Source organism: Pikeienuella piscinae (genome assembly GCF_011044155.1).
Lineage (GTDB): Bacteria > Pseudomonadota > Alphaproteobacteria > Rhodobacterales > Rhodobacteraceae > Pikeienuella > Pikeienuella piscinae.
This window is the reverse complement of record NZ_CP049056.1, coordinates 3,617,581-3,629,259: the sequence shown is the minus strand read 5'-3', so window position 1 is coordinate 3,629,259 and position 11,679 is coordinate 3,617,581. Positions and strand designations below refer to the sequence as shown.

At 66.2% G+C, this 11,679-nt stretch carries 11 protein-coding genes; 5 read left to right on the top strand and 6 right to left on the bottom strand.

Translation table 11 applies throughout. The annotated features are described in order from the left end of the window. Positions 1-24 precede the first annotated feature (24 nt). Both G5B40_RS17255 and G5B40_RS17250 read right to left on the bottom strand, forming a co-directional pair. Positions 25-243 (bottom strand): hypothetical protein, encoded by a 219-nt coding sequence (locus G5B40_RS17255; RefSeq protein ID WP_165101208.1) that lies wholly within the window; start codon positions 241-243, stop codon positions 25-27. Beyond that, positions 243-458, bottom strand: coding sequence for a hypothetical protein (locus G5B40_RS17250; RefSeq protein ID WP_165101205.1), 216 nt, complete (start codon positions 456-458; stop codon positions 243-245). The genes G5B40_RS17255 and G5B40_RS17250 overlap by 1 nt, the downstream gene beginning before the upstream one ends. A gap of 497 nt (positions 459-955) precedes the next feature. Between G5B40_RS17250 and G5B40_RS17245 the strand changes: the two genes are divergently transcribed. From G5B40_RS17245 to rpsD, 3 genes are all read left to right on the top strand, one after another. Further along, complete coding sequence (locus tag G5B40_RS17245; protein ID WP_165101202.1) at positions 956-2,713, top strand: monovalent cation:proton antiporter-2 (CPA2) family protein; 1,758 nt, start codon at positions 956-958, stop codon at positions 2,711-2,713. A 24-nt stretch (positions 2,714-2,737) separates the two neighbouring features. Beyond that, complete coding sequence (locus tag G5B40_RS17240) at positions 2,738-3,358, top strand: trimeric intracellular cation channel family protein (RefSeq protein ID WP_165101199.1); 621 nt, start codon at positions 2,738-2,740, stop codon at positions 3,356-3,358. 188 nt (positions 3,359-3,546) lie between these two features. Continuing rightward, entirely contained in the window at positions 3,547-4,167 is a 621-nt protein-coding gene (gene rpsD / locus G5B40_RS17235; RefSeq protein ID WP_165101196.1) for a 30S ribosomal protein S4, read from the top strand. A 114-nt stretch (positions 4,168-4,281) separates the two neighbouring features. Here rpsD and G5B40_RS17230 read toward each other — a convergent pair whose 3' ends face one another. From G5B40_RS17230 to G5B40_RS17215, 4 genes are all read right to left on the bottom strand, one after another. Then, on the bottom strand, positions 4,282-5,115 hold the full coding sequence (locus G5B40_RS17230) for a ChaN family lipoprotein (protein WP_246209596.1): 834 nt from the start codon (positions 5,113-5,115) through the stop codon (positions 4,282-4,284). 44 nt (positions 5,116-5,159) lie between these two features. Further along, positions 5,160-5,888: a ChuX/HutX family heme-like substrate-binding protein gene (locus G5B40_RS17225; protein WP_165101190.1), complete on the bottom strand. Its 729-nt coding sequence runs from the start codon at positions 5,886-5,888 to the stop codon at positions 5,160-5,162. A gap of 82 nt (positions 5,889-5,970) precedes the next feature. Next, on the bottom strand, positions 5,971-7,695 hold the full coding sequence (locus tag G5B40_RS17220; RefSeq protein WP_165101187.1) for an ABC transporter ATP-binding protein/permease: 1,725 nt from the start codon (positions 7,693-7,695) through the stop codon (positions 5,971-5,973). Positions 7,696-7,699: 4 nt separating this feature from the next. Further along, entirely contained in the window at positions 7,700-9,985 is a 2,286-nt protein-coding gene (locus G5B40_RS17215) for a TonB-dependent hemoglobin/transferrin/lactoferrin family receptor (RefSeq protein ID WP_165101184.1), read from the bottom strand. A 372-nt stretch (positions 9,986-10,357) separates the two neighbouring features. Here G5B40_RS17215 and speB point away from each other — a divergent pair, with 372 nt between their 5' ends. Then, positions 10,358-11,308, top strand: coding sequence for an agmatinase (gene speB, locus G5B40_RS17210; RefSeq protein WP_165101181.1), 951 nt, complete (start codon positions 10,358-10,360; stop codon positions 11,306-11,308). Positions 11,309-11,324: 16 nt separating this feature from the next. Further along, positions 11,325-11,675, top strand: coding sequence for a RidA family protein (locus tag G5B40_RS17205; protein WP_165101179.1), 351 nt, complete (start codon positions 11,325-11,327; stop codon positions 11,673-11,675). Positions 11,676-11,679 lie beyond the last annotated feature (4 nt).

The following is an 11,679-nucleotide window of genomic DNA, read 5'->3' as shown; positions in this document are numbered from 1 at the left end:
TTGGCGGCGAGGGCGCAAGGTGGGCTACGTCGCCGGCGCGCCCACCCGACGAAGGTCTTCGATAAAGTACGGCTGATTGAGGCTCATCATCGGCGGCAAGCTGTCGATGACGCGCCGGACCGTGATGCCGCTATCATGCGCGAGGAGCGCCTCCAGCAACTCCTCCGCCTCCACCGGTCGTCCGGCGTTGGCGTAAGAGGTCGCGAGGTCGCGATAGGCCCAGGTCACGCCCGGCCCGGCCATCAGGCGCTTCTGGGCGCAGGCGATCGCCTTGTCGAAATCGCCGAGGACATCGCGGTGATCTCCGCGACGACGCCTTCGGCGAAAAAATCGTCGGCCGGGGGGCCGATCTCGCGGAACGGCAGCACCGCGACGGAGGGGGCCTCGTCGTTCGCCGCCGCAGCGCGGGCGGGCGAGTCCGTCGCGGCGCCCTCCACCTCGTCCGTCCACACCTCCAAGGGCTGGGGCAGTTCTTCACCTGCTGCGGCCCGAGCGCGATCATCCCCGTCGCAATCCGGCCCTGAGCCTGGTCGTGAACGGCGCGCGAGACGCAGACTCCGCCGACCGGCGCCAGGGTCTCCAACCGCGCCGCCACGTTCACACTGCCGCCGAGATGGAGGCCGATGCGGTAGCGGAGCCGCTCCGCCTCCGGCAGCGCCGCCTCCCGCGCCGCCATCCCATGCAGAGCGGCAAGCGCGGCGCGGACCGCCTCGACCGGCGAGGGAAACTCGATCAGGAGGCCGTCGCCCATCGTCTTGACGATCCGCCCGCCGCGACGGCGAGACCGGCGGCGAGGATCGTGGTCAGCCGGCGTTGCATCAGCGCGCTCCGGGAGACCGCGGAAACCCTAGCGCACCCGGCGCGAAACGCCACCGGCGCAATGGTCGAACGTCGCTTCCGGTTTCCCTGAACCCGGCTTCGCGCCATAGTGGCGAAAACCGACCGAAGGACACGAATGGCCGATCCCGTCACCGCCCTCGCCGCCGCCGACCCGTTGCTGATGGGGGCCGCGACCTATCTCGGGGCGACGGTGCTGGTGGTGCCGCTTTTCAAGCGCTTCGGCCTCGGCTCGATTCTCGGCTATCTCGCCGCCGGCGCGCTGGTCGGCCCCTTCGCGCTCGGCCTTCTCCAGGATATCGAGGCGGTGCGCCACGGCTCCGAATTCGGCGTCGTCCTTCTGCTCTTCGTGATCGGTCTGGAACTGCAGCCAAAGCGGCTCTGGCGGCTCCGGGCGGAGATATTCGGCCTCGGACTCGCGCAGGTGACGGTGACGGGCGCGGTTCTGGCCGGGATTGGCTGGCTGATCGGCGGCTCGCTGTCGGCGGCGCTGATCGTCGGACTGGCGCTGGCGCTTTCCTCGACCGCCTTCGGGGTGCAGATCCTGCGCGACCGGAAGGCGCTTTCGACGCCCTATGGCGACCGGGCGTTCTCGATTCTGCTCTTTCAGGACATCGCCGTGGTGCCGCTTCTGGCGCTCACCACCGTTGTCGGCGGCGCGAGCGCCGGGATGGATGCGAACGACGCCTATGTCGCCATCGGCGCGCTCGTCGGGCTGGTTCTGGTCGGGCATTACGGGTTGAAGCACGTCTTCCGGCTGATCGCGCTGGTGAAGGCGGACGAGGTCTTCACCGCCGCCGCGCTGCTCGTCGTCGCGCTCGCAGCGCTGGCGATGCAGTGGGCCGGGCTCTCGATGGCGCTCGGCGCGTTCATTGCCGGTGTGCTGCTGGCCGGGACTGAGTTCCGCCATCAGCTGGAAAGCGACATAGAACCCTTTCGCGCGCTCTTTCTCGGCCTCTTCTTCGTTGGCGTCGGCATGTCGGTCGACTGGCAGGTCGCGGCTGAATGGTGGTGGCTTGTCGGCGCCGGCGCGATTCTGCTCTTCACCACCAAGATGGGAATGCTCTACGGACTCACGCGGATTCTGGGTTCGAAACACTACGATGCGCTCCGGATCGGCGCGACGCTGGGTCAAGCCGGCGAATTCGGCTTTGTCGTCTTCGCGCTCGCCGCTTCGGACGGCCTGATCTCCGCCGAGGAAGAGAGCATCCTCACCATCGCCGTCGCGATCTCGATGGCGTTGACCCCGTTCGTCGTCGGGGGCGTCGAGCGCCAGCTCGCGCGCGCGGCGGCCAGGCGCGACCCCGACATGCTGGAGATTGAGGCGACCGAGGTCGCGCCCTCAAAGGTGATCGTCGCCGGTTTCGGGCGGTTCGGGCAGGTGATCGCCCGGATCATGCGGATGCGGGGCTATTCGGTCACGCTGATCGACAACGCGCCGCGGCGCATCCGGCTCGCCCGCACATTCGGCTCGGAGGTGTTCTATGGCGACGCCACCAAGCCCGACGTGATGAAAGCGGCGGGCGCGGAGACGGCGGATGCGATCTTCTACTGCATCAACGACCGGGAGGGCGCGACTCTCGCGGTGCAGCGGCTGAAGCAGCGTTACCCGCATCTGACGATCTTCGCCGCCGCCTATGACCGGTTTCAGGAGCTGGAGCTGCGCTCGGCCGGGGCCGATCACGTTATCCGTGAAACCCGCGAGAGCGCGATCTCGCTCGCCGCCGAAGGGCTGAAGAAAATGGGCGACGAAGCGGCGGTCGACGAGATCGTCGAGGAGTTCCGCCGGCGCGACGAGGAGCTTCTGCGCCTTCAGGCCGAACATGGCATGGAGGAAGGCGCGGAGAAGATGCGCCAACGCTACTCCGTGAACTGACCCGGCGCGAAGCGGAGACCAGAGATGAACAGCTTTCAGTTTCTCGACTATCTCGGCGTCGCCGTGTTCGCGATATCCGGCGCCCTCGTCGCGAGCCGAAAGGAGTTCGACCTGATCGGTTTCGCCCTGCTCGCGACGCTCGCCGGGATTGGCGGCGGAACGACGCGCGATCTTCTGATCGGACGGCCGGTATTCTGGGTGAATGAACAGGGCTATCTGGCGGTCTGCCTGATTGTCGCGCTGGCCATCTATTTCTACAGCCCGTTCATCGGCTCGCGCTACAGACTGGTCCTGTGGGCCGACGCGATCGGTCTCGCCGCGTATGGCGCGCTCGGCGCGGATATCGCGCTGAAGGCCGGGGTCGACCCGCTGGTTGCGGTCGTCATGGGCATGATGACCGCAACCTTCGGCGGCATCGCGCGCGACCTGATCGCCGGTGAGCCGCCGGTGGCGCTGCGTCATGAAATCCACGTCACGGCCTCGCTCCTCTCCGCCGCCGCCTTCGTCGCGTTCACGCTCGCTGGCGTTCCACCGCTCATCGCGTTTCCGATCGCGGCGCTGGCCGGGTTCGGCCTGCGCGCAGGCGCGATCCTCCGGGGCTGGTCCCTCCCGCGTTACCGTCCCCGTCCGGGTCGCGAAACCTGACGGCGGCTTGACAGCGATGGGTCAGCGGCATAGAGCCCGCGCCACGCCTCCTTCCGTTGGGGAGGAGGCTTCATTGGCGTTCGCGGCCGCCGCAAGGCGGACCCTGTCGTTCGGGGAAGCCCGAAAGAGGAGAACGCCCCGATGCTGAAACGGCGATTATTCGCCGTAAAATGTTATGGAGACCGCCGGTGACCAAGCGCACCTCTGCGAAATACAAGATCGACCGCCGGATGGGCGAGAACATCTGGGGCCGTCCGAAATCCCCGGTGAACCGCCGTGAATACGGCCCCGGCCAGCATGGTCAGCGCCGCAAGGGCAAGATGTCGGATTTTGGCCTTCAGCTTCGCGCCAAGCAGAAGCTGAAAGGATACTACGGCGACCTGACCGAGAAGCAGTTTCGCCGGATCTACGCCGAAGCCGAGCGGATCCGCGGCGACACGGGCGAGAATCTGATCGGACTGCTCGAGTCGCGCCTCGACGCGATCGTCTACCGCGCCAAGTTCGCGCCGACCGTATTCGCCGCCCGCCAGTTCGTGAACCACGGGCATCTCCTGGTGAACGGCAAGCGGGTCAACATCCCCTCTTACCGTGTCCGGCCCGGCGACGTGATCGAGGTGCGCGAGAGGTCCCGCCAGCTCGTCGTTCTGCTGGAAGCTGTGCAGCTTCCCGAGCGCGACGTGCCGGAATACGTGATCGCCGACCATTCCAAGATGACCGCGACCTATGTGCGCACGCCGTCGCTTTCCGATGTGCCCTACGCGGCCGCGATGGAGCCGAACCTGGTCGTCGAGTATTACGCCAAGAACTGATCCGTTCGGGATCGGCGAAAGGCGGCGCTCTCCATCGGAAGGCGCCTGCGACAAAGACAAACCCCGCCGGGTTCCGGCGGGGTTTTTCGTTTCAGAGAACCGCTCCGCGCCCCCTCAGCTCTTGGGCGAAGCCGGAGCGCGCGCCGCGCGACCGACCGGCGGCTCGGGCGCATCGATCCGGAAAATCGCGTCGCCGAGTCCGCCGATCCGGGCCAGGTCCTGCGTTTCGGCCTCTGACGGCAACAGGACGGCGACATCGTTCACCCCCAGATCGCGAAGCTGCCAGGGCGTTCCGCCGCCGAATTCGAGATGTCCGCGCCCGATGATCCCGACGACAAGCGGCGGATTCGGCGCATCGAGCGCACGGGCGATGTTGCAGGCGAAAGCCCGATCCCAGCACTGCTGAGCGCGGACGAATCGATCCCATGACGGGTGCATCGGATCACTCGCACGGCCGGCGGGCCCGGCCCCAACCAGACTGTAAAGATAGCGTCGGTATTCCGGCGTAGCCGGCGCCGCCGGTGTCAATCCGTCGCGCTCCGCTTCGGGGATTGCGTCCCACCCCTCCTTGCCGACCCGGGTGACGAGCGGACGATGGCAATTGAGGGCGAGCATCGGCAGGCGCTGCGCCCGACAAAGATGAAAGATCGGCAGATAGATCTCGGGCGGAAAGCCCCAGACCGTCCACCACTCGCTCTCTTCGATGAAAGCGGTGGTAGAGAGCTCCCCCGCCACCCACCTGTCGAGGACGGGCTGGACGCGGCGCGGAAACATCTCGAAGCCGACGGCGATGTCTGGACGGACCATCTGCAGATGCGCGATCACATGCGCCTGCCAGCGGTGAATCTCCGCGACGTCATGCGTCTCGCCCAGCAACACCGCCTGTTTGCCAGCGAGGCGCTTCATCAAATCGCGCTGATCGAGAATTGCGCCGCTGGCCGGATCCATCCAGCTTCCCCGCGGATGCGAGCGCGCATCGCCGCCATCGGCGCTCATTCCCGGGGAAGCCCGGAAAAGGCGGCGGACGGCCCGGAGATCGACAGGCCCGTCTCCCGCCCCTCCGCGTCTATCGCCTCGAATCTCAGCCCATCCGTTACGACCTCGCCGCGCCATCTCGCGACCGCGCCGCCGCGCAGATGCAGGTGGAAATCCGGCCGCATGACATTGATGAATCCCATCGCCGGGGAGACCTTCTCGATGACTCCGGTCCATCGTTGCCGAAATCCCGGTCGACGCTGCTCGATGGTGACCGTCGCGTCGGAATTCATCGCCGCCTCGAACGGCGCGGCGCCCGGATCGCCCTCCTTGAGCTCCGCCGGCGTGCGCGCGGGCTTCTCCGCCAGATCGTCCGCGGGGGTCTCCTCCAGCCCTTCAAGCCCTGCGTCGAAAGAGGCGAGCCCCTCCATGCCGATCACGCTGAAGATCACCTCACCGGCCTTGTCGAGGAAGTCGATACGCGGCAAAATAGTGCCCTTCATCCGCCCGGTGCGATCGACGACGACGCTGGCCGCGGCTGACGAGTCGATCACGGAATCATGCGCCTCTCCACTGCAACGCACTTCGCGGTCCGTAACGGCGATCTCGCCGACAACGCCCATCCTCTCATGCGTCGCGCCGCGATAGCGCGTGTTCACCATCACAGATCCCATCCGCGGTAGGCGCTCCAGCACGATTTCCGGTTTCGGCAGATACGCCCGTGCGGGCCTGTTCGTCGTCGTCATTGTGCGCTCCTACGTTGGCCGGCGCGCCGCGCCGGCATTGGTGAAACTTTCATCTCTGACCGGGTCGGCCGACCATCCGCGCTCACGCCGTCAACCGGTCTTCGGCATCGCGCGGCGCCGGTCCGACATGAAACTCGCGCAACCCGGTGAGCGACTGCGGCCGCCGGTGCGCGGCGACAATGAAGGTCGTGTCGGGAAGACGCGCTTCGAGCATCGCCAGAAGCTCCGCCTCCGCTGGCTCGTCGAGCGCGCTGGTCGCCTCGTCGAGATAAGCCCAGTCCGGGCGATTGAGGAGAAGCCGCGCCAGCGCCACCCTCTGGCGTTCGCCGCCGGAAAGGCCCTGCACCGCCGTCTCGTCGCTTCCGCCCGGTGTCGTGAGACGCCCGCCAAGCCCGACAAGCCGCAGGGCGTCCTCGACGGCGCCGTTCGGCAATGCGGCCGGATCGAGCGGATAGGCGGCGGCCTCCGCCAGTCCGCCTTGCGGCAGATAGGGCCGCTGCGGCATGAAGAGCGCGGCGCCGGCGGGCGTCTCCAGGCGCCCCTCGCCATAGGGCCAGAGACCGGCGAACGCCGCGAAGAGGGTCGATTTTCCGGCGCCCGAAGGCCCGCGGACCCAGACCCGCTCTCCTCTGCCGACCTCGGCGTCCGGAACCGGGCGCAGCCACGCGCCCGTGGGCGTCGCGAGACGAAGACCGCTGACGCGCAGCCGCTCACCCCCCGTGACGCGCTCGATGTCGCGCGGCGCGCCGGGCGAAGGGAGCGGCGCTTTCGACGCCTGAAAGAGCCCGTCGAGACGCTCGGTCGTCGCCACGAGATCGGCGAGGTCGCGATAGGAGAAGATGAACCAGCTCAGCGTGGTCACGACATTCATGAAGGCGGAGCGGATCTGCATCAGCCCGCCGAGCGTCATCGCACCGGCGAGATAGGCCGGCAACGCAAAGAAGATCGGAACCTGCAACACGGTCTGGAAATACGGACGGGTGAAGAGGCCGACGATGACCTCCCGCCTGATCAGCCGGCGCCAGTTCGCGCGAATCGCGGCGAAATGGCTATCGAGAAGCCGCCGTTCCGCCGGCTCGCCATCGGAGAGCGCCACCTCAGTAGCGGAATCGCGAAGCCGGGCCAGCGCATAGCGGAAATTCGCCTCCCTCGCCTCCTGCTCGAAGAACAGGGACTTCAGCGGTTTGCCAAGACCGTGCGTGATGACGCTGCTGATCGCGACATAGATGAAGCTCAGCCAGACCATGTAGCGCGGAATCTCGATCCCGAAACCGAAAAGGGTAAAGGCGAGCGGGAAGGTCGAGAGCGACCAGAGCAGCGTCACATAGGTGAAAAGCCCGACCAGGCCGGAGATCAGGTCCAGCGTCTCGCGCAGGAGCCCTCTCACGAAGAGGCGGCAATCCTCCGCAATACGCTGGTCGGGATTTTCCACGCTGTCAGGCGAAGCGCCGGGGCGAAGCCGCCAGAAGGTCTTGTCGGCGAGCCAGCAGTCGAGCGCGGCGGAGGTCAGCACCTCGCGCCACCAGATGAGAAGGCGCTTCCTGAGATAGTCGGAGAGAAGAAAGCGGGCGGCGCTGGTCATGATCAGGACCGCGAAGACACCGATCTGCGTGACGGCCGCGGCGGCGTCCACGCGCTCCAGCGCGTTGTAGAAATCCGCGTTCCAGGCGATGAGCTGGAGACCGATCCAGACGCTGGAGAGCTCCAGCGCCAGAACCACGACATACAGGGCGCCCCCCCGCCAGCCGCCAGGACCGCCGATGCAGATCAGGATCAGGCGGCGAAAACGGCCGAGAAGCGCCCACATCGGTTCAGAACTTCACGTCGAGGCCAAGCCGGAAGCTCCGGCCCGGCGCGGTCTGAAGCTCAAGCGGGTTGGCCCGCGCCACGGCGTCGCTGACCGCGACATCGTAGGTGTTGGGGAACGGCGCCTGAAAATAACGCGCGTTGAAGAGGTTGAAGACGCCGAGATTGACGCTCACGTCCTCCACCACCTCCCATGACGCGAGGGCGTCGAAGACCGCGTAGCCGTCAGGCTTGAACCGCGTCGGCGTGCTCGTCCGCGTCACCTTGGTTGCAAAATTGCCGATGAGGTCGAGGCTGACGCCATGTTGCGGAATGTCGTAGCCAACGCCGATCGTCGCCATCAGCGGCGCGACGTCGAACGGCGTCGTCGGCAATGCCGGATCGACCTTCTGCTTGCCTTTCTGCCAGGAGAGGGAGAGCGAACTGCGCCAGTTCTCGTCGATCTGCGCGAACGCCGAAGCCTCGATCCCCCAGACCTTGACCGATGAGAGGTTGCGATAGGTGAAATCGTTGGTTCCCGGCGGGTTGTAGAACGCCTGGATGAAGTCGTCATAATCCGCATAGAAGCCGTTGACCGAAAACCAGCCGCGTTCGAACTGGCCGCGCACGCCCAACTCGTAGCTGTCCACAGTCTCCGGCTTCAGATCCGGCGCCGGGGTCAGGTTGAAGAAGGTTCCGGGCAGCGAAGTGTAGAGCTGCTGCGCGGTCGGCATCTTGAAGCCCTGCGCGTAGTTTCCGTAGAGCGAGAAATTGTCGTCGATGCGGACGATGCCGCCTAATTTCGCGGTCAGCTTCTCATCCGAAACCTTGCGCGGCTCCTGCCCGGCGACAGGTTGATAATCGGCGTCCGGGCGCGGGTCGAGGCTGTAGGTCGCGTAACGCAGACCCGGCGTCAGAGTGAAGCGGCCGAAGGTAATTTCGTCCTGGATGTAGAAATCCGCGCGGATCGTGTCCGCGTTGGCGAAGTTGAAGCCGCCGCCGCGGGTTTCGGTCGTCCCGCCATTGGTGAGGTTGTTGAGCGTGTCGCGGCGCTTGTAATCGGTCTTGGTGTAGTCCCCGTCGAAGCCGTAGGTCAGCACATGGCTCGCGCCCATGGCCTCGAACGATGAGTTGAGCTGGATGTCCAACTCCAGGAAATCCTCCGAGTAGCCGAGGAAATCCAGTGTCTGCACGGTGTCGCCGTTCACATCGGTCGAAAGTTCGTCGCCCGAGCGGTCGTAATCCTGCGGCGCGTAGGAAACCGTCCAGGAAAGCGAGTCGAGCCAGCTCGCGCCGACTTCCCAGTCATGCGACAGGGCGAACCGCTTGCGGTTGAGGTCAAGTTCGCGATCGTAGTCGAGAATGACCTCTCCGGTCGGAGCGCCTGTCAGGGAGCTGAAAACCGGGCCGAGCGTCTGGTTGAAGTCGACATCGGTCTTTCGATTAAGGAAATCGGCCGAAAGCTCGATGCGGTGCTCTGCGTTCGGCGTGAAGACGATCTTGCCCAGAAAGCGCCTGGAGATCTCTTCCGTCGGGTCGAGCCTGTTGCAGGGCGTCGCGCCGAAGGCGAGGTTGCGGGGGCAGCCATAGATGCCACCGTCCGCGCGCGCCTGACTGAGCTCGCCTTCCTCCGTCCGGCCGAGCGCGACGCCCCCGAGAACGGCGATGGTCGGCGTCACCTGCCCGCCGACGACGAGATTTCCGTCCGTCCCGTTGTTGAAACTGTCGTAGCTGAAAGAGGCTTCGCCGCCAAAGGTCTCGCCGGGCTCGAGCAGATCCTCCGGATCGAGGGTCTCCACGGCGACGATGCCGCCAAGCGCGTCCGATCCCCAGAGGACCGATCCCGGCCCGCGGATGATCTCAACCTGCTTGGTGAAGTCGAGATCGAGATAGTCGCGCGTTCCGTCGATGATTCGCTCAGGCACCCGGCTTCCGTCCACCAGGATCTGCGTGCGGTTGCCGCCGACGCCGCGGATGGTGAAGCCGCCGAACGTGTTGAACGGATCGGCGCTGGTGGTCTGTCGGTTCACATCGATGCCCGGCTCGTAGCGCATCAGTTCCTGGACGTCGGTGATGTTCTCCCGCTCGATCCGCTCGCCGGTGATGACGGAGACATTGGCCGGAACGTCCAGAACCTGTCGCTCGGTCCGGGTCGCGTAGACCGTGACCGGGCTGAGATCGATGACCCGGCTCGGCGCGGCTTCATCGTCCGGCGGCCCGTCGTTCGCGGTTTCGAATGTCTGCGCGCCGGCGGCGCCGGTCCACAGCATGGCGAAAACAGCCGCGCGAAGCGGCCTTCTCGTGATGGTCATTTGAATCCCTCTCTCAGCGTGCGCGAGACGCGCGCACGCACCGAATCCCTGTCGACGCTTGCTGAGAGCTGGCGGAGCCCGGAGGCGTATCCCCCTCTGTCGCGCGGAGATTTGCTTAGCTGACTTTTTTAGTCAACTACTTTATGGCGATTCTGCGGCGGGCGGGCTTGACCTTGCCGTCGCTTCGCGAGCGCAGGAGCGGCGCGCACGCCGCGCATCGCCCACGGGGATATACCGACGAACGCCGCTGATGCGGAACGGGCGCTTCAGCGTCGGGCCCGGAGGCGCTCCGGCGGCGCCGACGTCTTGCTCTCACCCCACCGCCTGTCGCAGGATCGGCGGGCGGCGCAGGGCCGAACGAGGAGAGGCGGGATGAGCCGCTACAACCAGCCGCTCGGCGGCAACGAGATGCCTCGCTTCGGCGGCCCGGCGACGATGATGCGGCTGCCCGCGCAGGCGACCGCCGAGGGACTGGACGCGTGTTTCGTCGGGATACCGCTGGATATCGGGACCTCCAACCGCTCAGGCGCAAGATTCGGCCCCCGCGCGATCCGCGCCGAAAGCTGCATGATCCGCCCCTACAACATGGCGACCCGCGCCGCGCCGTTCGATTCGCTCCAGGTCGCCGATATCGGCGACGTCGCCATCAACACCTTCAACATGGCGGAGACGATCCGAATCATCGAAGAGGTCTATGACGGTGTTCTCGGTCATGGCTGCACGCCCTTGACGCTGGGCGGCGACCATACGCTGCCGCTGCCGATCCTCAGGGCGATGAAGAAGGTTCACGGGCCGGTGGGCCTGATCCATGTCGATGCGCATGCGGATGTGAACGAGCACATGTTCGGCGAGCCTATCGCCCACGGCACGCCCTTTCGCCGGGCGCTGGAGGAGGGGCTGATAGAGCCCGCGCGCATGGTCCAGATCGGGTTGCGCGGCACCGGTTACGCTGCCGATGATTTCGACTGGGTGCGCTCGATCGGCGGGCGCGTCGTCCCGGCCGAGGAGTGCTGGCATCGCTCGCTGACGCCGCTGATGGAGGAGGTGCGCGCGCAGATGGGCGCGGGGCCGGTCTACCTCACCTTCGATATCGACGCGCTCGATCCGGCGCACGCGCCCGGCACCGGCACACCGGAGATCGGCGGACTGACCTCGATCCAGGGGATCGAAATCATCCGCGGCTGTCGGGGCCTGAATCTCATCGGCTGCGACCTCGTCGAGGTCTCGCCGCCTTACGACACGACTGGCAACACGGCGATCACCGGCGCCAATCTGTTATTCGAGATGCTCTGCGTTCTGCCGGGCGTCGAATGCCGCACCTGAAGAGAAGGAACAGGAAATGACCATAGAACGTTTCGAATCCGGCCCGCGGATGAGCATGGCCGTCGCGCATGGCGGGCTCGTCTTCACCGCCGGGCAGGTCGCCGCCAAGAACGCCGGCGCCGCGATCGACGTGCAGACAGCCGAGATTCTGGAGAAGATCGACAGCCTTCTGGCAACCGCTGGAACTGACAAGTCGCGCCTTCTCTCGGTCTCGATCTGGATCTCCGACATGGCCGATTTCGATGCGATGAACGCGGTCTATGACGCCTGGGTCGACAAGAAGAACCCGCCTGCCCGCGCCTGCGTCGAGGCGAAGCTCGCCAGCGACAAATTCATTGTCGAGATCGCCGCGATCGCCGCGCGCTGAGGCG

Bases quoted from the DNA above. Each gene is read 5' to 3' on its own strand.
- G5B40_RS17240 (WP_165101199.1), top strand. From the start codon at position 2,738: ATGAACAGCTTTCAGTTTCTCGACTATCTCGGCGTCGCCGTGTTCGCG.
- G5B40_RS17205 (WP_165101179.1), top strand. From the start codon at position 11,325: ATGACCATAGAACGTTTCGAATCCGGCCCGCGGATGAGCATGGCCGTC.
- G5B40_RS17230 (WP_246209596.1), bottom strand. From the start codon at position 5,115: ATGGATCCGGCCAGCGGCGCAATTCTCGATCAGCGCGATTTGATGAAG.
- G5B40_RS17245 (WP_165101202.1), top strand. From the start codon at position 956: ATGGCCGATCCCGTCACCGCCCTCGCCGCCGCCGACCCGTTGCTGATG.
- G5B40_RS17225 (WP_165101190.1), bottom strand. From the start codon at position 5,888: ATGACGACGACGAACAGGCCCGCACGGGCGTATCTGCCGAAACCGGAA.
- speB (WP_165101181.1), top strand. From the start codon at position 10,358: ATGAGCCGCTACAACCAGCCGCTCGGCGGCAACGAGATGCCTCGCTTC.
- G5B40_RS17220 (WP_165101187.1), bottom strand. From the start codon at position 7,695: ATGTGGGCGCTTCTCGGCCGTTTTCGCCGCCTGATCCTGATCTGCATC.
- G5B40_RS17255 (WP_165101208.1), bottom strand. From the start codon at position 243: ATGGCCGGGCCGGGCGTGACCTGGGCCTATCGCGACCTCGCGACCTCT.
- G5B40_RS17215 (WP_165101184.1), bottom strand. From the start codon at position 9,985: ATGACCATCACGAGAAGGCCGCTTCGCGCGGCTGTTTTCGCCATGCTG.